26 protein-coding genes are annotated in these 22923 nt (G+C 44.7%); 19 read left to right on the top strand and 7 right to left on the bottom strand.

Annotated elements, in window-relative coordinates; genetic code table 11:
- The first annotated feature begins 309 nt into the window (after positions 1–309).
- Complete coding sequence (locus OH461_RS18265; protein ID WP_270021985.1) at positions 310–2838, top strand: class I adenylate cyclase; 2529 nt, start codon at positions 310–312, stop codon at positions 2836–2838.
- Between the two features lie 62 nt (positions 2839–2900).
- Here the strand turns inward: OH461_RS18265 and cyaY are convergent, their stop codons facing one another.
- Positions 2901–3215 carry an iron donor protein CyaY gene (gene cyaY, locus OH461_RS18260; RefSeq protein WP_270021984.1) on the bottom strand — a complete coding sequence of 105 codons (315 nt, stop codon included), beginning with the start codon at positions 3213–3215 and terminating at the stop codon, positions 2901–2903.
- A 75-nt stretch (positions 3216–3290) separates the two neighbouring features.
- Between cyaY and lptM the strand changes: the two genes are divergently transcribed.
- The 6 genes from lptM to yigB are packed head-to-tail and all read left to right on the top strand — an operon-like array spanning position 3291 to position 7926.
- Complete coding sequence (lptM, locus tag OH461_RS20140; protein WP_443088479.1) at positions 3291–3407, top strand: LPS translocon maturation chaperone LptM; 117 nt, start codon at positions 3291–3293, stop codon at positions 3405–3407.
- 60 nt (positions 3408–3467) lie between these two features.
- Positions 3468–4721, top strand: coding sequence for a diaminopimelate decarboxylase (lysA, locus tag OH461_RS18250; RefSeq protein ID WP_270021981.1), 1254 nt, complete (start codon positions 3468–3470; stop codon positions 4719–4721).
- Between the two features lie 10 nt (positions 4722–4731).
- Positions 4732–5562: a diaminopimelate epimerase gene (dapF, locus tag OH461_RS18245; RefSeq protein ID WP_270021980.1), complete on the top strand. Its 831-nt coding sequence runs from the start codon at positions 4732–4734 to the stop codon at positions 5560–5562.
- 13 nt (positions 5563–5575) lie between these two features.
- Entirely contained in the window at positions 5576–6280 is a 705-nt protein-coding gene (locus OH461_RS18240) for a DUF484 family protein (protein ID WP_270021979.1), read from the top strand.
- Complete coding sequence (gene xerC, locus OH461_RS18235) at positions 6252–7181, top strand: tyrosine recombinase XerC (protein ID WP_270021978.1); 930 nt, start codon at positions 6252–6254, stop codon at positions 7179–7181. Before OH461_RS18240 ends, xerC begins: the two co-directional genes overlap by 29 nt.
- 31 nt (positions 7182–7212) lie before the next feature.
- Positions 7213–7926 (top strand): 5-amino-6-(5-phospho-D-ribitylamino)uracil phosphatase YigB, encoded by a 714-nt coding sequence (gene yigB, locus OH461_RS18230; RefSeq protein ID WP_270021977.1) that lies wholly within the window; start codon positions 7213–7215, stop codon positions 7924–7926.
- A gap of 4 nt (positions 7927–7930) precedes the next feature.
- On the opposite strand, the gene OH461_RS18225 is transcribed toward yigB, so the two are convergent.
- Together OH461_RS18225 and OH461_RS18220 are read right to left on the bottom strand one after the other, a co-directional pair.
- Positions 7931–8527, bottom strand: a complete 597-nt coding sequence (locus OH461_RS18225) for a tRNA-uridine aminocarboxypropyltransferase (RefSeq protein ID WP_270021976.1) — start codon at positions 8525–8527, stop codon at positions 7931–7933.
- Positions 8527–10086 (bottom strand): COG3650 family protein, encoded by a 1560-nt coding sequence (locus OH461_RS18220; RefSeq protein WP_270021975.1) that lies wholly within the window; start codon positions 10084–10086, stop codon positions 8527–8529. Before OH461_RS18220 ends, OH461_RS18225 begins: the two co-directional genes overlap by 1 nt.
- Before the next feature lie 38 nt (positions 10087–10124).
- Here OH461_RS18220 and OH461_RS18215 point away from each other — a divergent pair, with 38 nt between their 5' ends.
- Positions 10125–10592: an EVE domain-containing protein gene (locus tag OH461_RS18215; RefSeq protein WP_270021974.1), complete on the top strand. Its 468-nt coding sequence runs from the start codon at positions 10125–10127 to the stop codon at positions 10590–10592.
- A gap of 46 nt (positions 10593–10638) precedes the next feature.
- On the opposite strand, the gene OH461_RS18210 is transcribed toward OH461_RS18215, so the two are convergent.
- Entirely contained in the window at positions 10639–11469 is an 831-nt protein-coding gene (locus OH461_RS18210) for a Cof-type HAD-IIB family hydrolase (RefSeq protein ID WP_270021973.1), read from the bottom strand.
- Between the two features lie 132 nt (positions 11470–11601).
- Positions 11602–12591: an alpha/beta fold hydrolase gene (locus tag OH461_RS18205; RefSeq protein WP_270021972.1), complete on the bottom strand. Its 990-nt coding sequence runs from the start codon at positions 12589–12591 to the stop codon at positions 11602–11604.
- Positions 12592–12676: 85 nt separating this feature from the next.
- Here OH461_RS18205 and rhtB point away from each other — a divergent pair, with 85 nt between their 5' ends.
- The 7 genes from rhtB to OH461_RS18170 all read left to right on the top strand — a co-directional run bounded on the left by rhtB (position 12677) and on the right by OH461_RS18170 (position 19059).
- Positions 12677–13294, top strand: coding sequence for a homoserine/homoserine lactone efflux protein (rhtB, locus tag OH461_RS18200; protein ID WP_270021971.1), 618 nt, complete (start codon positions 12677–12679; stop codon positions 13292–13294).
- Positions 13295–13323: 29 nt separating this feature from the next.
- Positions 13324–14550, top strand: a complete 1227-nt coding sequence (locus tag OH461_RS18195; RefSeq protein WP_270021970.1) for an EAL and HDOD domain-containing protein — start codon at positions 13324–13326, stop codon at positions 14548–14550.
- Between the two features lie 125 nt (positions 14551–14675).
- A complete protein-coding gene (locus OH461_RS18190) occupies positions 14676–15017 on the top strand; it encodes a metalloregulator ArsR/SmtB family transcription factor (RefSeq protein WP_270021969.1) in 342 nt (113 codons plus the stop codon).
- 76 nt (positions 15018–15093) lie between these two features.
- The gene (locus tag OH461_RS18185; protein ID WP_270021968.1) at positions 15094–16095 is read left to right on the top strand and encodes an ArsJ-associated glyceraldehyde-3-phosphate dehydrogenase; all 1002 of its coding nucleotides are present in this window, start codon (positions 15094–15096) and stop codon (positions 16093–16095) included.
- A 5-nt stretch (positions 16096–16100) separates the two neighbouring features.
- A complete protein-coding gene (locus OH461_RS18180) occupies positions 16101–16610 on the top strand; it encodes a cyclin-dependent kinase inhibitor 3 family protein (protein WP_270021993.1) in 510 nt (169 codons plus the stop codon).
- 100 nt (positions 16611–16710) lie between these two features.
- Positions 16711–17931 carry an organoarsenical effux MFS transporter ArsJ gene (arsJ, locus tag OH461_RS18175; RefSeq protein WP_270021967.1) on the top strand — a complete coding sequence of 407 codons (1221 nt, stop codon included), beginning with the start codon at positions 16711–16713 and terminating at the stop codon, positions 17929–17931.
- 114 nt (positions 17932–18045) lie between these two features.
- Entirely contained in the window at positions 18046–19059 is a 1014-nt protein-coding gene (locus OH461_RS18170; protein ID WP_270021966.1) for an acyltransferase, read from the top strand.
- A gap of 7 nt (positions 19060–19066) precedes the next feature.
- Here the strand turns inward: OH461_RS18170 and OH461_RS18165 are convergent, their stop codons facing one another.
- Positions 19067–19396 (bottom strand): DUF2500 domain-containing protein, encoded by a 330-nt coding sequence (locus tag OH461_RS18165; RefSeq protein ID WP_270021965.1) that lies wholly within the window; start codon positions 19394–19396, stop codon positions 19067–19069.
- A 256-nt stretch (positions 19397–19652) separates the two neighbouring features.
- Between OH461_RS18165 and OH461_RS18160 the strand changes: the two genes are divergently transcribed.
- The 4 genes from OH461_RS18160 to OH461_RS18145 all read left to right on the top strand — a co-directional run bounded on the left by OH461_RS18160 (position 19653) and on the right by OH461_RS18145 (position 22626).
- Positions 19653–20018 carry a DUF4145 domain-containing protein gene (locus OH461_RS18160; RefSeq protein ID WP_270021964.1) on the top strand — a complete coding sequence of 122 codons (366 nt, stop codon included), beginning with the start codon at positions 19653–19655 and terminating at the stop codon, positions 20016–20018.
- Positions 20019–20999: 981 nt separating this feature from the next.
- Positions 21000–21617 carry a lysoplasmalogenase family protein gene (locus OH461_RS18155; protein ID WP_270021963.1) on the top strand — a complete coding sequence of 206 codons (618 nt, stop codon included), beginning with the start codon at positions 21000–21002 and terminating at the stop codon, positions 21615–21617.
- A gap of 68 nt (positions 21618–21685) precedes the next feature.
- Positions 21686–21922 (top strand): YecH family metal-binding protein, encoded by a 237-nt coding sequence (locus OH461_RS18150; protein ID WP_270021962.1) that lies wholly within the window; start codon positions 21686–21688, stop codon positions 21920–21922.
- 119 nt (positions 21923–22041) lie between these two features.
- On the top strand, positions 22042–22626 hold the full coding sequence (locus tag OH461_RS18145) for a YhgN family NAAT transporter (protein WP_260261995.1): 585 nt from the start codon (positions 22042–22044) through the stop codon (positions 22624–22626).
- Between the two features lie 30 nt (positions 22627–22656).
- Here the strand turns inward: OH461_RS18145 and OH461_RS18140 are convergent, their stop codons facing one another.
- A complete protein-coding gene (locus OH461_RS18140; RefSeq protein WP_270021961.1) occupies positions 22657–22923 on the bottom strand; it encodes a DUF1145 domain-containing protein in 267 nt (88 codons plus the stop codon).

Genomic DNA, 22923 nt, shown 5'->3' with positions numbered 1-22923 from the left:
CCTAACACTCAACGGCGAAAAAATTTACTGCTAGATGAAGTTGGATAAAATTCACGTTCGGCGTAGTACATTATCAGCAAAATAGTGTGATGAAACTCTCGTTTATAAACCAGGTCATTATTAGAAAAAGCAGATACATACCAAACTATGTAACGGGTAAATGGCGAAATATGACCAACGGAACAATGTAGAATCGATCGTACAATTCTTTACCAATTCAAATAAAAATGATAGATTGATCACGTTTTGTTGGCTCTTTAGAACAAAATATAGTCACAATACCTAATAGGACTCAACCAAGGACTCACCTTGCAGGCTTACACTGAGAAGTTAATCCAAAGACTAGATAACTTAAACCAGCAGCGAACTGATCGCGCGCTGGCGCTTATGGATTTGCAAGCTCAGCGAGTCTTCCATCTTATTCCGACTCTTCTTCACTTCAATCATCCCGTAATCCCTGGCTTTTATGACTCACAAGTACCTTATGGTATTCATGGCTTTGAGTTAAATGAGCCTCAGAAGCAGTTTGTTGAAGATACTGAACTGACGATAGGTCAATCTCTCTCTACTAATGAATCGCCGGCTATCTTGGCGCTTTATACAATGGGCAGTACTTCCTCAATTGGCCAAAGCACATCCAGTGACTTGGATATTTGGGTATGTGTCTCTCCGTTGATGGCAGGGGATGAGCGCGAAGCGCTGAATAATAAATGTTTGCTGATTACCGATTGGGCGCAAAGCCAAGGCGTTGAAGCTAACTTCTTTATTATGGACGAGGACCGCTTCAAGACGAATCGTTCAGAAGAGATGACCGGCGATAACTGTGGATCTTCACAACACTTATTGTTGCTTGATGAGTTTTATCGCAGTGCCGTGCGCTTAGCGGGTCAGAGACTGTTGTGGCAGATTGTTCCTCCAGAAATGGAAGAGTGTTACGACGAATACGTTCGCGATTTATGTGGCAAAGGCATCATTGATTGCAGCCAGTGGATCGACTTTGGCCAATTGCATCGAATTCCTGCTGAAGAATACTTTGGCTCAAATTTGTGGCAATTGTATAAGAGTATCGACTCGCCTTATAAGTCTGTTCTGAAAGCGATTTTGCTCGAAGCGTATTCGTGGGAATACCCTCATACACAATTACTGAGTTTAGATACTAAACGTCGCTTCTTTGCCGATGAGCCAGATCTCTATGGCATGGATACTTATTATCTGATGCTAGAGAAAGTGACCCGTTACCTTGAGCGTATCGGTGATGAAACTCGCTTGGATTTAGTACGTCGTTGTTTCTATCTTAAAACGCACGAAAAACTGTCTCGTGAACCGGGTGTAAACTCGCAAGCTTGGCGTCGTGAAGCCATAACTGACATGGTTAAGAAGTGGAACTGGGACGAATCTGTTCTGGTAGAACTCGACGACCGTCGAAACTGGAAAGTTGAGCAAGTTAAGGTGGTGCATCACTCATTGCTTGATGCTTTGATGCTGAGCTACCGTAACTTAATTCAGTTTGCGCGCCGCAATGACATTACGTCTGCGATTAGCCCGCAAGACATCAGTGTATTGGCACGTAAGCTATATGCGGCCTTTGAGGTGCTACCTAGCAAGGTAACCTTACTTAACCCGCAAATTTCGCCAGACTTACACGAGCCTGATTTAACCTTTATTGAGGTGCGTCCGGGGCGAACTAACCTACCGGGTTGGTACTTGTACAAGCAGCCGTTACAACCGCATCGCATTATTGGTCAGCCTCATTTAGAGCACAACGAATACCTTAGCAAGCTGGTGGCTTGGGCGTTTTTTAATGGCTTGATTACCGAATCAACGCGTTTGCACTCTATCGTTCGAGATGCACATATCGATATCGATAAGTTCTATCAAATGGTGAGTGACTTGCGTAACACTTTCTCGTTACGTAAACGCCGACCAACCATGCAAGCGCTGGCTAGCCCGTGTGAGATTAGCCAATTAGCCATGTTCATCAACTTTGAGAATGACCCAACATCTGAGTTGGCTGCTAAGTCTCTTAAAGTGGATTTGAAGAATATCGACATCTTTAGCTACGGCCCTGAGCAGAAATGTTTAGTGGGCAGTGTGGATTTGGTTTATCGCAACTCTTGGCATGAAGTGCGTACTCTGCATTTCCAAGGTGAAACGGCGATGCTTGATGCACTGAAAACCGTACTAGGCAAAATGCACCAAGATGCGTTGCCACCAGAGTCGGTAGATGTGTTCTGTTACAGCAAAAACCTACGTGGTGTGATGCGTAACATGGTGTATCAGCTTCTGGCGGAATGTATCGATTTACGTTTGAAGCCGGTCGAGCAAGAAAAACGTCGTCGTTTTAAAGCGTTACGCATTGCTCAGCAGATGTATGGCTTGTTCTTTGAGCGTCGTGGTGTATCGGTGCAAATGCTGGAAAACTCGGTTGATTTCTACCGTAGTATTTCGACCAATAAGCTGAAAGGTTCACCGCTATTGATGCTCGATAAAGAGCAAGATTATCAGTTACCAGAAATCGTAGACAGTTTCGCCAGTGAAGGTCTTGTGCAGTTCTTTTTTGAAGATACCGAGCAAGGGTTCAATATTTACGTATTGGATGAGTCAAACCGCGTCGAGGTTTATCATCAGTTTAATGGCGAAAAAGATGAGATGATCGCCAGCGTAAATAGTTTCTATACGTCTGCGAAAGATGAAAACAACGTAGCGTCGAAGTTTATTAACTTTAACTTACCTCAGTACTACCAAATCGTACACAACGAGGATGAAGACCCTTATATTGTGCCTTATCGCAATGATGGCGCTTCCTATGCAAAGCCAAATCGCGCGGTTAACGCGTAATATTTTGAATCAAAAAAAGAGCATGCCTTGGCATGCTCTTTTTTATTGTCTCTTAAGTAGGGTTATACCCAGTCGATACTTTCGCCAGCGTGCTTTTCACACTCTTGTTTTACCATTGCGAAAAGTTCCATACCGGTTTTAGAGCAAATCCACTGTTGGTCAACAAAAGCAAAGTGGAAGCCACCAGAACGAGATGCTAACCAAATTTCTTTCATTGGCTCTTGGCGGTTAATGATGATCTGACTGCGGTCATCAAACTCAAGCGTCATCACGTTACCTGAGGTCTCGTAATCGATATCTGCGCCTGAATCATCAATTGCTTCTTCGATGATTTGCATTTGCTCATCCGCAAGTTGATGAAATTCTGTCTCGTTCATCCTATCTATCCTATTGCTTTTCTTGAGTGTGGTGCGATTATAGGGGGCATTGAAAGAATAATCACGATAAGACCAATGAAAAAATCAATCATAGCTCTGTTTCTACTCTCGGTTTTAGGTTTGGCTGGCTGCGGTCAAACGGGCCCACTTTATATGCCTGATGACAGCCAACAAAACGAGCAAACTCAGTAAACTTAAATCTGGTCACGGATACTGGATTAGTAAATAACTAAAAAATTAAGGGAAAGCACTTTGGATTACTTCAATTATCAGGATGATGGCCAACTTTGGGCCGAAGATGTTCCTCTTTCTGACCTAGCAGAGCAATACGGAACACCGCTTTACGTCTATTCTCGCGCGACTTTAGAGCGCCACTGGCACGCCTTTGATAAATCAGTGGGTGAACATCCTCATCTGGTTTGTTTTGCGGTTAAAGCTAACTCAAACATTGGTGTACTAAACACGTTAGCTCGTTTAGGTTCTGGCTTTGATATTGTCTCTGGTGGTGAATTAGAGCGCGTGATTGCCGCTGGTGGTGATCCGAGTAAAGTGGTTTTTTCTGGCTTAGGTAAAACCGAAGCAGAAATGAAGCGTGCACTGGAGTTAGGCATTAAGTGTTTTAATGTTGAATCCGAACCTGAGTTGGAGCGCTTGAACAAAGTGGCTGGCGAGTTAGGCGTAAAAGCGCCGATCTCTCTGCGTATTAACCCAGATGTGGATGCCCATACTCACCCTTATATTTCTACCGGTTTACGTGATAACAAATTTGGCATTGCCTTTGACCGTGCTCCAGCTGTCTACCAATTTGCTAGTGAGTTAGAACACTTAGAAATTCACGGCATTGATTGTCATATTGGCTCTCAGCTGACGGAAATTGATCCGTTTATTGATGCGACCGACCGTTTATTGGCTCTGATTGATGACTTGAAAGCTCAAGGCATTCATATTCGCCATCTAGATGTGGGTGGTGGTCTTGGCGTGGTTTATCGTGATGAGTTACCACCTCAACCCTCTGAATACGCAAAAGCGCTGCTTGGTCGATTAGACAATCACCGAGATCTTGAGTTGGTGTTTGAGCCGGGTCGTTCTATCTCTGCAAATGCAGGCGTCCTGCTAACGAAAGTTGAGTTCCTTAAGCATACTGAACACAAAAACTTCGCCATTATTGATGCGGCAATGAATGACTTGATGCGCCCGGCGCTATACCAAGCTTGGCAAGACATCGTCCCAGTCGCTCCGCGTCAAGGTGAAGCGAAAACTTACGATGTGGTTGGCGCGATTTGTGAAACCAGTGATTTCTTAGGTAAAGATCGCTCGTTGGTACTTGAAGCCAATGATCTACTGGCTGTGCGCTCAGCAGGCGCGTATGGTTTTGTTATGGCATCTAACTACAATACGCGTACTCGTGCGGCTGAAGTGATTGTTGATGGCAATCAGGCGCACCTTGTTCGACAACGCGAAACACTTTCTAGCCTTTGGGAGCTAGAGAGCGTATTACCAGAGTAATAGGCAATATATGCATTTCCACTTTTCTAAAATGCATGGTTTGGGTAATGACTTCATGGTTGTTGATTGCATTACCCAGAACATTTTTTTCTCGCCTGAGTTGATTCGCCGCTTGGCGGATCGACATACAGGGGTTGGCTTTGATCAGTTATTGGTGGTCGAAGCGCCTTATGATCCGGAAACGGATTTTCACTATCGTATTTTCAATGCAGACGGCAGTGAAGTAGAGCAGTGTGGCAATGGTGCCCGTTGTTTTGCTCGTTTTGTCCGAATGAAAGGGCTGACCAACAAGTACAGCGTTAGCGTGAGTACCAAGAAAGGTAAAATGGTGCTCAGCATTGAAGAAGACGACCAAGTGACCGTCAACATGGGCGTACCTGAGTTTGAGCCAAGTAAGATTCCATTTAAGGCGAAACAAACTGAGAAGACCTATATTCTGCGCGCTGAAGATAAAACTCTGTTCTGTGGTGCAGTTAGCATGGGCAATCCTCATGTTGTGACCGTGGTCGACGACGTTGCCACAGCAGATGTCGACAATTTAGGCCCCTTGCTTGAATCCCATGAGCGCTTCCCTGAGCGCGTTAATGCTGGTTTTATGCAAGTGCTAAGTCGTGATGAAGTAAACCTTCGCGTGTATGAACGTGGTGCTGGTGAAACTCAAGCGTGTGGCAGTGGTGCATGTGGTGCCGTTGCCGTCGGTATTGTTCAAGGCCTTTTAGATGAAAGTGTCAGTGTTCACTTACCGGGTGGCACTTTGCATATTCGTTGGAAGGGAGAAGGCAAACCGCTGTATATGACAGGCCCCGCAACACATGTCTTTGACGGTCAAATTACTTGTTAGAAAAGGAACACTTGTGTCTCACATTGAAGCAGATGCATTAACTGCAGAAGTAGTAGCAGAGTATCTGCGCGATAACCCAGATTTTTTTAGTCAGCGTCGTGAGCTGGTTGACCGCCTTGCTTTGCCTAACCAAGAGCAAGGGGCGGTCTCGTTAGTTCACGTGCAGTTAAACCGTCAGCGACAGCGTATTGAAGAGTTGGAAGAAGAGATCACCACTCTAATGTCGCTTGCGGCCAACAATGACAAGACTTTCCACGAATTTATGGATCTGCAAGAGCAGATCTTAACCTGCGATTCACTGATTGAAGCAATTAAGGCCATCGAAGCAAAAGCAAAACATCTAGGTTTGCTAGCATATGTTCGTTTGTTTGATGCTGACTCGAGCTACTACCAGCTGAGTTATGAAAATTACCAACGCTTTGCGACCAATCACCTCAATGGTAAACCGGCTTATTTGGGCCGTATGCGCAAAGCTGACCGAGAGCTGTTGTTTGGTGAGTTAAACCGCTCTCCAGAGCTTGGCTCTTACGTTGTGCTACCTTTATTAAAAGGCAAAGCACAAGGTTTGATTGCATTTTCAAGTGACGATGGTGGTCACTTCCAGCCACATATGGATACCTTGTTCTTACGACATTTGGCGTTAGTTCTGTCGCATTTAATTGCGACACTTCCATGGCATACCGAGTCCAATGACCGAATCAGTTCAACCTCTGCCTAGTGGCTTGCAAAAGCCACTGGATCGATTCTACGAATACCTCCGCAGTGAGAAAGGCCTAAGCCTTCATACTCAGCGAAACTACAAACAGCAGTTAGAAACCATGGCGCAGCACCTTCTGAATATGGGGCTGCGTGAGTGGTCGCAAGTGGACTCTGCTTGGGTGCGTCAGTTAGCCAGTAAAGGTATGCGGGACGGCATGAAGCCAAGCAGTTTAGCCACTCGTCTCTCCTCGTTACGTAGCTTTTTTGACTTTCTTATTCTTCGTGGCGAGATGTCGGCGAATCCTGCCAAAGGCGTGTCTGCCCCGCGTAAAAAGCGTCCATTACCCAAAAACTTGGATGTAGATGAAGTAGGTCAACTGCTGGAGGTGAATGAAGATGATCCGCTCGCCATTCGTGACCGAGCAATGATGGAGTTAATGTACGGGGCAGGTCTCCGTTTGGCAGAATTGGTCAGTATCAACGTCAAAGATGTCAGCTTGTTCAGTGGCGAAATACGTGTGGTCGGTAAAGGCAATAAAGAACGTAAAGTGCCCTTTGCAGGCATGGCAAAAGACTGGGTCGGTAAATGGATGAAAGTGCGTAGTACGATCGCCAATGCTGATGAAAATGGTCTTTTCGTGTCTAAGTTAGGTGTACGCATTTCACATCGCAATGTGCAAAAACGCATGGCGGAATGGGGGCAAAAGCAGGCGGTCGCCAGCCATATTAGCCCGCATAAATTACGTCACTCTTTTGCCACGCATATGTTGGAATCAAGCAATAACTTACGAGCGGTGCAAGAGCTGCTGGGTCATGAAAATATTTCGACTACGCAAATCTATACCCATCTGGACTTTCAACATTTAGCGCAAGTGTATGACCAAGCGCACCCAAGAGCGAAAAAGAAATCGAGTGACTAGCCTCTAGCATGAGAGCGAGTAAGGAGAAAGGATGAAGTTCTACCGTCAGCGACAACCTATCAAAGCGATGAGCTTTGATTTGGATGACACCTTGTATGATAACCGCCCGGTGATTAAGCAGTTAACACGCGAAGTGACTGAGTTGTTTCATCAACATCACCCTATTTCTGTTACGCGCTCAGAGCAGTGGTGGCTCGATGTAAAGAGAGAAACCGCTCAGCAAGATCCATGGCTATTGAATGATTTAGCCTTATGGCGGCAACGTAGCACCGAACAAGGCTTAATCACATTGGGTTATTCGCCAGAGCAAGCAAAGCAAGCGGCGGCTGATCTGATGGAGGTTGTATTGCAACTGCGTAGTGATTTTGAAGTGCCGAAACAAACTCATACCGTCATGGCGCAACTTGCTAGCAAAATGCCTTTAGTCGCAATTACTAATGGCAATGTCGATTTGCAACGGATTGGAATCGATGGATACTTTGATGTCGTGCTTAAATCGGGACGTGATGGCTACGCTAAGCCGCACGCAGATATGTTCGACAAGGCGGCCAGCCATCTCTCGTTACCACCTCATCAAATACTGCACGTGGGCGATCATTTGATCACAGATGTGGCCGGAGCTAAGCGTAATGGATTTCAAGCGTGTTGGTTTAACGATCAAGGCACTGACCTATTACAACACTGCCATGCTCGAACGTTGCCCGATGTCGAAATCCACCAGCTAGACTCTTTACTGTTGCTGTAATTTTCTAAAGGGTGTGACCACTCTTATCGGCTTTAAAGGCCGCCATATAATGCGTAAAGAACTGACTAAGGTGTTGGGCATTTTCACTGTAGCCGAGCTCTTCAACAATTGCGCTGCCCACTTCTAATGTGCACAGATGACCTTGCTGTTGATTGCGGCGCAATTGATATTGTGATTCTTCTGTTGGGGCTAAATGAACGCACTCAAGTGCTTTTAACCACGGGCTCTTGTTGAGCATCTTCTTCGCTTCCTGCCATGTTCCATCCAACACGATAAACAACGGTGTTTTGCCAGAGTGAGCTGCGGCTTGTGTTGCCTGAGGGAGTGGAATACTGCTCTCGTTTGGAAACAGTAAATAAACTTGATAGCGCGCATCGGCAATCATTGTCAGCAGCTTTTCACAAGGTTGAGTGCGCTGCCATATATGTTGACTGGTCGAAGGGATACTTTTTAATAGCCATTGACCGGTATTGGTGTCACGGCGAAGTTCGTTTTCATGCATTAATAAGGCGATATGCGCGTCAATGTTGAAACTTGGTATAGAGTCACACACACATTGGAAACGCAGACCACAGCCTGCGCATGGAATGTTCGAAGTCATTAAAGAGAAAGGCCTTCTTGATGTGGTGTTAGTCCGTCACTAAACAGTTGCACTGGGCTGATCTGATTATATTCTGCTACGGGTGCCACGCTTGGGTTGAGCGGGTAGCTCACGCCATCGTATTGCAGAATATGTTGATTTGGTTGTGCGCCTCCACCACTGACAAAGAACACCAAATCACGCCAGCCGTGCTGGGTTTGGTTTCCTAGGTTTAGCGGTGTATTGACGAGAGTAATACGGCTGTTGAAACGCCATTGCTGCTGATGATTTTCAAAAATTAGTAAGGTACAACCACCGGAGCCACACCAGTCCAGCTGTGTTAGCAACTCTTCTTGGCCATCTCCATTGAGATCGTAAGTCAGCCAACGGTAGCGAGTGTTGGCGGGATCAGTTTTGTGCATCGTAAAATAATCTCTAAGCGCTCGGTCAACCTTTGGATTAAAGGTGGCCAATGAAGGGATCTTCTTTGCTTCGCTGATCGGCGTGTCGGATGAAATGGATTGCTCTTTTGTTGGTACGAGCTCTTTTTTGGCTTTAAACAGCACCAGCCCACCATCAGCTATTGGGTAAATGATGGTGCCGACTTTCTCTTTTTCTGCCGTAAGTTCAAATCCATCACGGGTAAAAATACGCTCAGACAGTAATGGCTGCTGTTGATGGTGAGTCATCACCACTTGTACTTGATTAGGGTTTAATTGCTGCCAGTAACCATTTTCGACCGAATCAGCACTGCCATTTTGATAGCTGTAAGTGGTGGTCGCGGTATGGTCGGGCATGAGTTTCAAAGTAACACTGAAGCCACTGTTTTGGGTTGAGGCGGCGTGATAGATGCCCATCCAATCTTGGGTCGCATCAGCATTGGCTAGTGTGGCGCAGCCTTGGTAGTTGTTGTCATTGATGCTTAATTTAGCTTGCCACCCATAGAGACTATCGCTCATGCCGTCATTGCAGCTGCGTAATAACAGCTCTAGTTGTCCTTGCTCAAGGTCGTAGCGACGGCGCTGCGCATCGATGCGTGATGAGATGATCTCTAGTTTGGTTTTCTCATCGCCCATCTCGGCAAATTCGATGTGATCAGCAGTAAAGTCTGCTGACCAAAATGGCTCAGTACCAAAAGCATTGGTGGATTGAGTGGTACGATTGCAGCGATTTGGGTTCTCAGCGGTGAGCATGTTGACTTTGTCGACCACGAAGCGGGCGGTGTAATCGGCCTCAAAGCCTTCTTGGCCAACGGTTTCTAAATGGCCTATCACTTCGCCATACATTGGCTGATAAGGGCTATGAGCAAGCTTTACGCCCTGTTGGAACTTATCATTATCCATTTGTAGCCAGTATTGCTGACCACTGCCACAAGGCTGAATAGATTGCACTTCATGGCCAAGGATGACTTCGCCGCGCATGATGAAAGTTTGTGGCTTGATAGAGCTTGGGTTATCAAGTGCTGCTGGTGCGATTTGCGGTGCTTCATTGGCTGGTTCTGCTGCGCCAAAATCTAACAGTGAACACGCTTGGAGAGCGAGTAGGCTAGCCAGTGCGACTGGGTTTCTTAACGCCTTCATGTTATATCTTCCTTATCAAACTTTCATCGAGAGACATTATGGCATATTGGTTATTCAAAACAGAACCAGACACCTTTTCTATTGACACTCTTCGAACACAAACCGTTTCATGTTGGGAAGGGGTGCGCAATTATCAAGCAAGGAATATGTTGCGTGATGACGTGAAAGAGGGCGATTTGGTACTGATCTACCACTCATCGTGTAAGCATGTTGGCGTGGCGGGTATTGCGAAAGTCACCAAAGAGTCTTATCCCGACCATTTTGCTTTCGATGTGAATAGTGAATATTACGATGCTAAATCAGACCCTGAAAAGCCACGTTGGTTCATGGTTGATATAGAGTTTGTGCGAAAAACCCAGCGATTGATTCCTTTAACGGTGCTTAAGGCAATGCCCGAGTTGGCTAACTTGCCGCTAGTCAAAAGGGGAAATCGCCTATCGGTGATGCCAGTGTCTGAATCTGAGTGGCAGGCGATTTTAAGCAAAGAAGTATTGGTGAGACAGTAACGCTTGTTACCTAAAAAAGGCAGCCACTGGCTGCCTTAATGTCGAATTATTTGATGAGATGGTCACGTAAGTAGTGCGCCACCGCGTCATCTTCATTGCTGCCAATCACTTCATTGTTTGGTAAAGCATCTTTTACACGCTGGTGGGACGTCCCCATGACTAAGCCTTTACCCGCGGCTTGAAGCATCTCCACATCGTTCATGCCGTCACCAAATGCGATGCAGTTTTCTAACGCTAAGCCCATGGATTCAGCCACCACTTTCAGCGCATCCCCTTTAGAGACGTCAGCGGCCATGACCTCTAGACACCAAGGTGTAGAGAAAGACACATTCAATTGGCCTGCAAACTTTTCATTCAGTAGCTCTTCGTATTGCACTAAGTAGTCGTGATCTTGCTCTGTGTGGATGAAGAAGATTTTCGCCACGCCTTCTTTTGGTGCGTCATCTGCCTCGAAGCGCTTGTATGTGAAGCCTGAATCTTCGTGGAATGTACGCATTTTTTCGTCATCACGATCGAGCAACCAGTCATCATCACGGTACATATGAATCATCACATTTGGATCTTGTCGGATCGTGTCGATCACGGGCTGCACAAGTTCAACTGGAACATTGTTGCTATACATCAGTTGATCTTTCTGGTCGTGTACACGCGCACCATTCGAAGTGATCATATAAGCCGGAATGCCTACCATTTCTCGGATACCAGCGACATCAACATGATGACGTCCTGTAGCAAAGATGAAGGTGAAACCTTTGTTGTTCAGCTCTTTTAGTGTTTGTTTAGAAAACTCGTTTAGCTGGTGGTTAGGAGCCAATAAAGTACCGTCTAGATCAGATGCGACGATACGGAAAGGGGTGTCTTTGCTATAAGTTGTCATAATGCCCTCAGTGTAAGATACAGCTGCAATGGATGAGGTCCAATTGCGTAGGGCATTAGTCTACTTGAAACAGGGAATAAAAAAGAGGGTAAAAACCGAACACTCTTTTTCCTGTTTTATAAACCACTCAGTTTAATGTTGGGCGAAAAAGGCGAGGGTAGTATCAAGCGTTTGATTTCGATATTGGTCCTGTTCAAACAGTAACTCATGTCGTGCACCATGGATGATTTGCATCGCGCATTGATGGTTGGTTTTGGCGAGCTTTTTCATGAAGCGGATTTGATCCGAATTCGATACGATTTGATCGTCGCTAGCTTGCAAAAGCAGTAAAGGTACTTTGATTTGGCGAGTTAATAATATGCATTGCTTCGACGCCATTAATCCTTGCCATACCCAACGTGTGCTAGCTCCGCCGATTTTCAGCTTTGGCATTTGTTCGTATAAATCTCTAAACCAGTGATAGCGTAGGGAGCTCTGGCTGAGTCGGTTATCGGTGAACGGTTTCGGGTAATACGCTGCTTGGCCTGGTGCATAAGTCGGCTTGGAGTTGATTGCAGTCAGCACTTGCCCAAGTAAAGAGGCTATGGGGCGAAGGTACCAAGCCATGTTGACCCCAAACATAGGCGCAGTGATTGCTAGTGCATCAAAAGGATGGTTTGGGTGAGTTTGAATATAGCGAGTAACAATATTACCTCCCATCGAATGACCAAGCAGATAACGTTTTTTATAGTGGTCAAGTTTAAAGCTTTCTACCAACAGTTCTATGTCATCAATGTAGTCTGCAAACTCTTCAACATAACCCATTTGAGGGTCTTCTATTAGGCGATCTGATAGGCCTTGGCCGCGGTGGTCGTAAGAATAAACATCATAGCCTTGTTGGTAGAGATCGTAGAACAGCTCTTGGTATTTGTGCGTACATTCAATTCGGCCATTTACGACTACAATTGCTTTAGTGTGCTGTGAAGAAGTTAGGCTAATCCAAAATAGTTTTTTTTTGTCTTTGGTTTTGATGAAGCCTTCGTTGCGGCGCTGCCAAAGCTCAGCAATATTGTGTTGGATTGCTTGCTCAAATTCTGACTCTTGAGTATAAGGAGGCATAGAGTGTGCGCTCGGATTAGTCATGGTTAGTGATCCTAACTTCTTCTAGAGTGATACAACATGGGTAAATTATGTGTGGCTAAACGCGTTTAGTCGAGAGGAAATAAAGATGGATTTGCATGTTTGGTTCGCCTATGTGGTAACTGCGATCGTTTTTAGTTTAGCGCCGGGGTCTGGTACCGTGAATTCAATCAGTAATGGTTTGAGTTACGGTACGCGAAAATCATTAGGTGCTGTGGTTGGTCTGCAAATTGGCCTGACGTTCCATATCATTTTAGTTGGTGCAGGTATTGGTGCATTAGTCGCGAAATCAGCGATGGCATTCACCATTATTAAATGGGTGGGTGTGGTTTACCTTGTTTGGCTTGGTATTCAAAAATGGCGCGATCGCACTAGCTTAACCGCTCAGAAAAATCACGAGGCCTTATCGGGTTGGTCACTGATGAGAAGTGCGGTATTGATTAACCTGACAAACCCTAAATCGATTGTCTTTCTGGTGGCATTGTTCCCGCAATTCATCAACCCAGAACAGCCGCAACTGATTCAGTTTTTAGTTTTGGGTGTGACAACTGTGGTGATTGACGCAATTGTTATGCTCGGTTACACGACTTTGGCATCACAAATGGGACGCTTTGTCCGTTCTGAGAAAGTGATGGGTAAAATTAACAAGGTGTTTGGTTCCATGTTTGTTGGTTGTGGTGCATTATTAGCAACGGCTAAGGCATAAATAACTGATAAACATGATAATGTTGTGAGATGAAAAACACGTATGTAGCAAGGCAACCCATATTAAATTCGAGGCGGCAAACTCTTGGTTATGAGCTGCTGTTTCGTGATGGGGAAAAGAATGCCTATCCTGCACACGTTGAAACCAATCGCGCGACTTATCGTTTAATTGCCGAAAACTTTTTGAGCGTTGGCATCAACCCGGCCATCGCTCATTCTCGCTGCTTTGTTAACTTTCCCTACCAAAGCCTAGTCAGGCGACTTCCCTTTGCTCTGCCAAAAGAAAAAATAGTCGTTGAGGTGCTTGAAACCTGCCAACCTACAGACGAGCTATTCCAAGCCATTCGCGATTTGAAGCAGCAAGGTTATGTGATTGCCCTTGATGATTTTGCTTATCAACCCGAATGGGAGCGCTTCTTACCTCTGGTTCACATCGTAAAGATAGACATCATGGCGATGGGCTTAGATAAAGCCTGTGACATCGTCAAACAACGAATCGCCCAAGGCAGTAAGCGCAAGTACCTTGCTGAGCGGGTAGAAAGTGAAGCCGAGTTTGTTCAAGCGCGTGAAGCGGGTTTTCATTTCTTCCAAGGCTACTTCTTTAGTAAACCTGAGATGATTCGCGAACGCTATATTAGCCCAGAGCACATTATTGCGATGGAGCTATTCAGAGAGGTTTGCCAGCCTGAAGTCGATTTTCATCGAATTGAAGGCATCGTATCGCGGGATGTTACGCTCTCATACAAACTGCTGCGCTTTGTGAATACACTATCCGATCGCTTAGAAGTGACGATTTCCTCTTTCCGTCAGGCTTTGGTTTATTTGGGGCAAGATCGTTTGAAGATGTTTGTGTCTTTATCGGTGGCTTCATTTGTTTCAACCAAAAAGCCCAAAGAGCTGTTTAACCTTTCACTGCAGCGGGCGCAATTTTGTTCCTTGATGTCTCATGATGAGTTGTTTAAACCCCATCAAGAGCAGGCGTTCTTAATCGGCTTATTTTCCATTTTGGATGCGATGTTCGATCTCTCTATCGAGCATATAGTAGAGCAATTACCTCTTAATCAGGCCATCAAATTAGCTTTACTGGAAAGGCAGGGGCCTTATGGCAGTTTGCTTAAAATTGAAGAGTGTTATGAGCGGGCAGATTGGCACGGTATGCAGCTTGAATGTGATTTACTGGATTTGTCACTGGATGATGTGATGATGAAAATCAACGAAGCTCAGCGTTGGAGCCAAACGGTCTACAGCATCAAATAATTCGTTTAACAACACTCGTTACTCCCTCCGTTTTTATGAAAGTTTTGTGACAATCAACTTTGTTGCTTGATCTCTGCTCATTTTTAATTAAAGATATGCGCATATCCATATATGAGTATGTAAGTATGCTTCCTCACCAGTTTTTTAAATTATTGTCTGATGAAACGCGAGTACGTTGCCTAATGCTGATCGTGCGCCAAGAGTGTTTGTGTGTTGGTGAATTGACAGAGGCATTGCAAGAAAGTCAGCCAAAAATCTCTCGTCACTTAGCGCAGCTGCGCTCTCACGGGATTTTGACTGATGTACGACAAGGTCAGTGGGTGTTTTACCGCTTGTCACAAGATTTACCAGGTTGGATGCGAAAGCTGATTGATGATCTTATCGCATCGAACTGTTTGAAAACTGAATACCAACAAGACATTGAGCGCCTAGAAGCGATGACTTCACGCCCACAATGTTGCGTTTAAATACATTAAAACTTATTGCCCAAATAGTTGGAGTTGCCGCTTCAAATATGAAGGCAGTTAACTGAGAGAAAAGAACATGACAGTCAAAGTAGGTATCAATGGTTTTGGTCGTATTGGCCGTTTAGCACTTCGCGCAGCTTTTGATTGGCAAGAGCTAGAGTTTGTACAAATTAACGATGTTGCAGGTGATACAGCCACGCTAGCACATTTGCTTGAATTCGATTCAGTTCAAGGGCGTTGGCATCATGAAGTAACCGCTGAAGGTAATGAGATGATCATCAACGGCCAGCGCGTTAAAACAACCCAAGAGCGCGATATCGATGCGATTGATTGGTCTGGCTGTGATGTCGTGATTGAAGCAACAGGTGTGCATCGTAAGACGTCTTTCCTAAATAAATACCTAGAGCAAGGCGTGAAGCGCGTTGTGGTTTCTGCTCCAGTAAAAGAAGAGGGCGTCGCGAACATCGTGGTGGGCGTGAACGACAACATCTTCGACCCTGCAGTACACAAAATCGTGACAGCGGCATCTTGTACGACGAACTGTATTGCTCCAGTAGTGAAAGTGATCAACGAGAAGCTTGGTATCGAGAACGCATCATTTACTACTATTCACGATCTCACCAACACGCAAACTATCCTAGATGCGCCGCACAAAGACCTACGTCGTGCCCGTGCTTGTGGTATGAGCTTAATCCCAACAACGACAGGTTCGGCTAAGGCGATAGTTGAAATCTTCCCTGAGCTTGAAAATCGCATTAATGGTCACGCAGTACGTGTGCCACTCGCCAATGCTTCTCTGACTGACATCATCTTTGAAGTGAAGCAAGACACTACGGCTGAAGAAGTGAATGCACTGCTAAAAGAAGCATCAGAGAATGAGCTGAAAGGTATTCTAGGCTTTGAAGAGCGTCCGCTTGTGTCTATCGATTACAAAGGCGACCAACGCTCAACCATCGTTGATGCTCTGTCAACCATGTTGGTTGGTAAGCGCATGGTGAAGATTTACGCTTGGTACGATAACGAAATGGGTTACGCGACACGTACAGCGGAACTCGTACGTACCGTGGGTTTAGTTTAAGGATCATTACTATGACAGTTTCAAATACACACCCTACATGGCAACTTGATTTAACTGCAGGTGCGTTAGTGTTAACGCCTTGCCCGGGTACTAAAGACGCGGATTTGGAAACCTCATTAGCTCAGCTTAAAGCACAAGGTGTAGAAGCGATCGTGACCGCTCTTGATGATGCAGAGCTGGCCAGTAAAGACGTGGCGGCACTGGGGAAGAAAACCCAAGCGCTAGGTATGCAGTGGTTCCAAATTGAGATTGAAGACGATTGCGCGCCAGATGAAGCGTTTGCTGCCAAGTGGCAAGCTGCAACTGAGGCGCTGCATAAGATTGTCGATAACGGAGGCAAAGTCGCGATGCATTGCATGGGTGGCTCTGGCCGTACAGGTTTGTTAGCGGCCCATCTGTTACTCGAGAAGGGCTGGGATTTGGATAAGATCATCCAAGAAGTTCAAGCTCTTCGTCCGGGCGCATTTACCAAACCTGTGCAGGTTGATTACATTACCGGTGTGGCTGCACAGTAACTCACTGCGTACAGTTAACAGAGCTTTTGGATCATCATGATCCAAAAGCTCTATAACCCTTCTCAATTTCGCTTTTCTTCTTTTTCATGGGTGTGAGGTTATGTTCGCAAGCCTAAGCAAAAGCGTTCGCCAATATATGTTGGTGACATTCAACTACTGGAACTTCACGATTACAGATGGTGCATTGCGCATGCTGGTGGTGTTGCACTTCCACGGTCTTGGCTACAGTTCGTTAGAAATTGCTTCACTGTTTCTTTTCTATGAGTTTTTTGGCGTTGTAACCAACTTAATTGGAGGCTGGTTAGGGGCGCGTTTGGGCCTGAACAAAACCATGAACCTTGGTTTGGGAATGCAAATTATCGCCTTGTCGATGCTTGCTGTGCCTACTGCGTGGTTAACCATACCTTGGGTAATGGCGGCTCAAGCTTTATCTGGTATCGCGAAAGACTTGAATAAGATGAGTGCGAAAAGCTCAATCAAAACGTTAGTTCCCGATGAGCAGCAAGGTGCTTTGTACAAATGGATTGCGATTCTTACGGGTTCTAAGAACGCCCTGAAAGGTGCAGGCTTCTTTGTTGGTGGTTTATTGCTCACGTTGATTGGCTTCAAATATGCAGTGCTGGCAATGGCTGCTGTGCTAACGTTAGTATTCGTTGGCAGCGTACTGAGTCTAGAAGCGGATATGGGTAAGGCGAAAACCAAACCCAAGTTCAGCCAACTGTTTTCGAAATCCGAATCTATCAATATTCTATCTGCGGCCCGCATGTTCCTATTTGGTGCGCGTGATGTGTGGTTTGTGATTGCACTGCCTATCTACTTGGGTAGTGTATTTGGTTGGGATCACTCTATGGTTGGTGGGTTCCTTGCTGCTTGGACGATCGCTTACGGATTTGTGCAAGGTATCGCGCCTAAAATCACCGGCAAATCACAAGGTAAAGTACCAGATGGTCACGCAGCATTATTGTGGGCGGGCGGCTTAGCGATTGTGACGGCAGGCATTGCTTATGCGGTGCAAATTGGCTGGCAACCTGAGCTAGTGATAATCGGTGGTTTAATGGTGTTCGGGGCTATTTTTGCGGTGAACTCTTCTCTGCATTCCTACCTGATTGTAAGTTACGCCAAAGGAGATGGGGTCTCATTGGATGTGGGTTTCTACTACATGGCAAATGCAATGGGGCGTTTGATCGGCACCATTTTATCGGGCTGGGTATTCCAAATGGCAGGTCTCGCCGCTTGTTTATGGGTCTCTTTTGCTTTCTTAGCCCTAACCACACTGATTTCTCTTAAACTGCCTAAGATTGAACCCGCGACAGCGAATTAACACGCTAGGGTGCTTTATCTTGTCGAAAAGCTGACTGAAACGTAACGTGGTTATGGTTTGGTCGGCTTTTTTGTTGCTATAGTCAAACCATGATGATTCAGGTTTAACGTATTGATGGCTCAACGTATTCGCTTTTTTGATTTGCTTAGATGTGTCGCTGCGGTGGCGGTTATCGCCATTCATGTTTTGGCACCGTATCGGGATGCGCTCGGTCAGATTCCCTTTAATCAATGGTTCACGGCAGTAGGCATCAATAGTATTACTCGTTGGGCAGTGCCAGTATTTATCTTGATAACAGGCGCATTGATGCTCAGTGATAAGCGTGACTTTGAGCTTGGGTACTATGTAAAGCGCCGGCTTGGTAAGGTATTGGTTCCTTTCTTAGTCTGGTCACTGTTTTATGCTTATTTGTCCGGTTGGGGCGCACATGGGTTCGATAGCCAGCATGCGTTCGACGTGCTCGTTAATAGCCCACATCACGCTACTTACTATCATCTTGGTTTTTTCTATTACTTCATTCCGCTCTATTTTGTTATCCCATTTTTTCAGTGGTTAGTTAAGCGTGGCAATGATGAAGCCATTTATGCGTTTGTTGCCATATGGCTAGTGACGAGTTTGCTCTATTTGTTGCGAATCGATGGCCCTTGGAGCCATCAAATGTGGCTGTATAGTGGCTACCTGCCATTTGGTTACGTATTGTTTAATAAAGTGCCAATGACGAAACGTTGGGTAAGCATTGTTTCGGTACTTGGCGTGATTGCATTAGCCGTTACTGTTTGGATGGTGGTACAAAACAGCTTAGTAAATGGTGAGTACACGGTTGGTCGCTGGCTCTCTTATAAGACATTTAACGTCATTTTGGCTGCGAGTATGGTGTTTGTGCTGTGCAGGGCGGTCAGTGAACATTTGTCTGATAAAGCGCACAATATCATTGCGTTGGTGAGTCGACACAGTTTGGGGATTTATATTCTTCACCCTATTTTTCTATGGCCGATGAAAGCATTTGGTTGGTATCAAGGACACCCTGCTTGGGTTATTCCGTTGTGGGTGATGTTGAGTGGTTTAGGAGCGCTAGCGTTAAGTAGTTTGCTAGCGCGAAGCAAAGCGACGGCTTGGTTATTGCCGTAAGAGTGAGTTAGCGTTTGATTGCGAAGTGTAAGAACTTATCGCCTTGGTAAGTCATAGTGCCTTTATCGCCGGGATTTAGAGCGTGGAAGTAGTGAATACCTACTTGAAATTCTCGTTTAGGTCCTAGTTTACCGCGCTGAACGTAAATCCAATATTCTTGATCTTCTTCGCCCGGTTGAGCATCTTCGACGGCGATAGCTTGCTTATCCAGTACAGTGACTTCGACAGTTTGCTCTGGTGCATCTTCTCCCTGCATGTGTTTGCGATAGAAGCTGGTAAACACCCAACCTGCCGCAAGGCCCAATAATGCAATCGCTACATATAATGAAATAGGCATTCGTTCCTCCCCATGAACTTAGCTAGCATTCTAGCTACTTTTTCCGAGCTGTGTTGGCTATGCTGTGAAAGATGAAGCAAATATTACTATCAGTGAAATAGATCTTCGACTCAAATCACAAGCCTTAGGCGAGTAAGCCGTTAATCTAACCATTCAATGGGTATCATTTTACTTGCAAGTGACTGATAGATCAGAGCAGTATTAGTATACTGATTGGTGTAAGGTAGGATTAATTCAACAAGGAAGGAGGGAGATTATGTCAGAAATTGATAGCGTAATTAAGCGTACGCGTAAAATCGAACATCTCCTAAGAACTCAATATCATGCTCAGGGTAAAGGGCTGCATCAGTTGATTACCAGTTGCGAAGAACGTTTGCCGCATGATGTGGTGGGTAAGTTGCGTTATATCGCGACGATTCGCAATAAGTTGGTGCATGAGTACGATTATAAGCTTGAAAGTCGTAGAGAGTTTTTAGCCGTCTGTGATGAGTGTGAGAAAGAGCTTACGCCGCGCAGCAGCCGTTTTATCTGGCGGGTAGCTATATCGTTGATGGCGTTAATTACACTAGCGGCGATGCTGTTCTATTATGCCCACTGGGATATATTATCTAGGCATTTCTGATAATTTGCAGTCAAAAGACCTAAAACTATACGTTGATGCCAAATTAATCAAAGTCAGAGATGAGTCTACTTTTCACGCTCTTTGAGCCCAAAATTTGGACATATAAATAAAAAGGGACGCCATCGGCGTCCCTTTTTATTTTTGAATTTTGACTTAGTACATCATCGGCAGAGTCATTAGGCCAACAACTACTGCGATCATTACAAGTCCCTGTTTTTGTGAAGGTGTAATCATTATCCTGCTCCTTAAATTTGATGTCTTAACCTATGTTTTACAGAATAGCAGTGTTTTGGTGGTTAGATCAACTTATTTGTATAAAAAGCTACTAAAAAACAAATTTATAGTGTCGATTATCGGCTTTTTTGAATGTGTTTTATGTTGTTTTTAAAGTGTCACAACCTGTCACAAGTTAAAAGCAGAACGAATTTTTATATGTAAGTTATTGTTTTTAGATTAAAAATACTTTGCTTGTATATTGTTCTATTAATTATGTTGTGTTTATCAGTGTTTCGCTAGTTGAGATCGTGAATGCTGCTGTTTTTGAGTTTTCCTTGCTTTTTGAATGATCTAGTTGATAGTCATTCTCAACTAAGAGTTTGGTTGTGTGAGATTGAATAGAAAAAATAGAGAAACAAGTTTGATTGAATGGATTGTTAACTTGATATTTTCCTGGGTAACTCTATTTAACTATTTGATTTTTAATTGAATATATTGGTTGGTTGGCTTTGTTTTTCTACAGGGGTAGTAAGAAAACATAAGATTTTATCAGTTTGAGTTGTGAGTGGCGTTAATTTGACGTCAAAACTACATAGCTATTGATGTTATTGTGATTATACGGGGGTGGTGACGGTAATTTGAGTGGTAAAGCTAATGTCGCTATATCGTCAAATTGCACAATCAAGATCCAAGTTTTGCGGCGCTAGTCTGGACATCTTTGCCTCTGTACCTAAACTGAGCTTTCGGTTTTATAGAGGTATTACTATGTGGAGCTGGCTTTCAGTCGCGCTATCCGGATTCATCAGCATTTCAGCCAGTGAAAATAACCACAAAAAGCAGGCGATTTTCTTCTCCTCATTCGCTTTGTTTTTATTATTGGTGATGCTTTGGACTCAAGAGTCTTTAGTCGGCATCAGTGCTTGGTGGGTTTCTTTAGGATTAATCATCTCTATCCTTGCCGATGCTCTATACATTCGTAAAAAAGCTCAGCGTACCTGCTTCGCTTTTTTTCTCGCGGCTCAAATCTGTTACAGCACCTCTTTTTGGCTCCAGATATCAGGCGAAATTGTCTGGTGGTTACCGGCTATGTTGCTCGCGATGGGGATTGTGGTCTTCTTTTTGTTATTGCCCAAAATCGATCGTTTGATTTTTCCTGTAGTCATCATGGGTATGGCTCTCATTCAACTCAATTGGGCGGCAGGCGAGGTATGGCTGCTGCAACAGAACCATTTGCTGGGTTTGCTGGGAACACTATCTCTGACACTTTCTGCGGCGCTGTTGGCTATTCATGATTATCGCCACCCAATTTGGTTTGGCCGTTATCTCATTACTGGCAGCTATCTTCTGGCTCATTGTTTAATTACTGCGTCGTTCATTAATTAAAATCAAATATTCTTTGATATCGTTCACCTATTCTTATTGAAAATTACTATCAATAAGAGAGAACCACTATGTCTGAGATTCACGCTCATAATGTTTTAAACATGCTTGCTGACAACCCGATGGATGAACAAGAAATTCGTGTAGCGGTTGCGCGTGAGTTTGGCGAAGCTGCTAAATTTCATACATGCTCTAAGCAAGGTATGGATATCGATGCGCTACTGAGTTTCTTGATTCAACGCCAAAAAATCGTTGCCACAGAAGGTAATAAATGGGTTTTGAATGCCGCTCGAATGTGTAATCACTAAGGATACTATTCGTTAGAGTTAATTTGGCTATTTAGTAAGCGAATAGCGAGCATAATTTGCTGCATAGGTATATACTTCGCCGACTTTAATCACATGCACTGTTTTGGAGGTGAAAAACAATGGACATTCTTTCTGCTGCGACCATGTTATTTCTTATCATGGATCCGCTTGGTAACTTGCCTATCGTTTTATCGATCTTAAAGCACCTTGACCCAAAACGTCGTCGTAAGGTATTGATTCGTGAGTTGTGCTTTGCTCTGATGATTTTGATGTTGTTCCTGTTTGCAGGTAAGAGCATTCTTGGCTTCTTGCATGTTCAGCCTGAAACCTTAAGTATTTCTGGTGGTATCATCTTGTTCATTATTGCGATTAAGATGATCTTCCCAAGTGGTGGTAGCATCACTGGTTTAGCCGCAGGTGAAGAACCATTCATTGTTCCGATGGCAATCCCTATGATTGCTGGCCCTTCGGTGATTGCGGCGCTGCTATTACTTTCAACTCAGCATCCTGATAAGTTGCTTGAGCTTTCTGCGGCCGTATTGCTCGCGTGGGGTACAACTTTCTTTATTTTGATGTTCTATGGTTTCTTCCATCGAGTCTTAGGAGAAAGAGGGCTCAAAGCCGTAGAGCGTTTGATGGGTTTACTACTGGTGATGGTGTCTACGCAGATGTTCCTTGATGGTATCAAGGGGTATTTAGGTTAAAGAAAAAGCCGCTCAGTTGAGCGGCTTTTTTTACATCATATGTTTACGTCGGATATCGAGCAGAGCGAAAATGCCGAATATTAAAATTGACCATTTTTCCCAGCGGCTCATGGAAATTTTGTCGCCAAAAGCGCCAATGAAAATCAGCATTTGTAGGCCGTGCATAAAGAACAAAAAGGCCGTTAAAATGTAGAGCGCAATAGCGGCATTACCGGGAAATGGCATAAAGAAGTTGAGGAATAATACCAACCAAACAAAGCCAATAGCGGCCTTTGCCAATAGAATTAACGTTTTCAT

It is taken from the genome of Vibrio sp. LaRot3 (assembly GCF_027587025.1).
In the GTDB taxonomy this organism is placed as follows: domain Bacteria; phylum Pseudomonadota; class Gammaproteobacteria; order Enterobacterales; family Vibrionaceae; genus Vibrio.
This window is presented reverse-complemented; position numbering and strand designations above follow the sequence as displayed.

Excerpts from the sequence above, each read along its gene's own strand:
- OH461_RS18225 (WP_270021976.1), bottom strand. The coding sequence starts at position 8,527 with ATGACTTCGAACATTCCATGCGCAGGCTGTGGTCTGCGTTTCCAATGT.
- OH461_RS18215 (WP_270021974.1), top strand. The coding sequence starts at position 10,125 with ATGGCATATTGGTTATTCAAAACAGAACCAGACACCTTTTCTATTGAC.
- xerC (WP_270021978.1), top strand. The coding sequence starts at position 6,252 with ATGACCGAATCAGTTCAACCTCTGCCTAGTGGCTTGCAAAAGCCACTG.
- OH461_RS18170 (WP_270021966.1), top strand. The coding sequence starts at position 18,046 with ATGGCTCAACGTATTCGCTTTTTTGATTTGCTTAGATGTGTCGCTGCG.
- rhtB (WP_270021971.1), top strand. The coding sequence starts at position 12,677 with ATGGATTTGCATGTTTGGTTCGCCTATGTGGTAACTGCGATCGTTTTT.
- OH461_RS18210 (WP_270021973.1), bottom strand. The coding sequence starts at position 11,469 with ATGACAACTTATAGCAAAGACACCCCTTTCCGTATCGTCGCATCTGAT.
- OH461_RS18160 (WP_270021964.1), top strand. The coding sequence starts at position 19,653 with ATGTCAGAAATTGATAGCGTAATTAAGCGTACGCGTAAAATCGAACAT.
- arsJ (WP_270021967.1), top strand. The coding sequence starts at position 16,711 with ATGTTCGCAAGCCTAAGCAAAAGCGTTCGCCAATATATGTTGGTGACA.
- OH461_RS18220 (WP_270021975.1), bottom strand. The coding sequence starts at position 10,086 with ATGAAGGCGTTAAGAAACCCAGTCGCACTGGCTAGCCTACTCGCTCTC.
- lptM (WP_443088479.1), top strand. The coding sequence starts at position 3,291 with ATGAAAAAATCAATCATAGCTCTGTTTCTACTCTCGGTTTTAGGTTTG.
- OH461_RS18140 (WP_270021961.1), bottom strand. The coding sequence starts at position 22,923 with ATGAAAACGTTAATTCTATTGGCAAAGGCCGCTATTGGCTTTGTTTGG.
- OH461_RS18195 (WP_270021970.1), top strand. The coding sequence starts at position 13,324 with ATGAAAAACACGTATGTAGCAAGGCAACCCATATTAAATTCGAGGCGG.
- OH461_RS18155 (WP_270021963.1), top strand. The coding sequence starts at position 21,000 with ATGTGGAGCTGGCTTTCAGTCGCGCTATCCGGATTCATCAGCATTTCA.
- yigB (WP_270021977.1), top strand. The coding sequence starts at position 7,213 with ATGAAGTTCTACCGTCAGCGACAACCTATCAAAGCGATGAGCTTTGAT.
- OH461_RS18205 (WP_270021972.1), bottom strand. The coding sequence starts at position 12,591 with ATGACTAATCCGAGCGCACACTCTATGCCTCCTTATACTCAAGAGTCA.
- OH461_RS18165 (WP_270021965.1), bottom strand. The coding sequence starts at position 19,396 with ATGCCTATTTCATTATATGTAGCGATTGCATTATTGGGCCTTGCGGCA.
- OH461_RS18190 (WP_270021969.1), top strand. The coding sequence starts at position 14,676 with ATGCTTCCTCACCAGTTTTTTAAATTATTGTCTGATGAAACGCGAGTA.
- dapF (WP_270021980.1), top strand. The coding sequence starts at position 4,732 with ATGCATTTCCACTTTTCTAAAATGCATGGTTTGGGTAATGACTTCATG.
- OH461_RS18150 (WP_270021962.1), top strand. The coding sequence starts at position 21,686 with ATGTCTGAGATTCACGCTCATAATGTTTTAAACATGCTTGCTGACAAC.
- cyaY (WP_270021984.1), bottom strand. The coding sequence starts at position 3,215 with ATGAACGAGACAGAATTTCATCAACTTGCGGATGAGCAAATGCAAATC.
- OH461_RS18145 (WP_260261995.1), top strand. The coding sequence starts at position 22,042 with ATGGACATTCTTTCTGCTGCGACCATGTTATTTCTTATCATGGATCCG.
- OH461_RS18185 (WP_270021968.1), top strand. The coding sequence starts at position 15,094 with ATGACAGTCAAAGTAGGTATCAATGGTTTTGGTCGTATTGGCCGTTTA.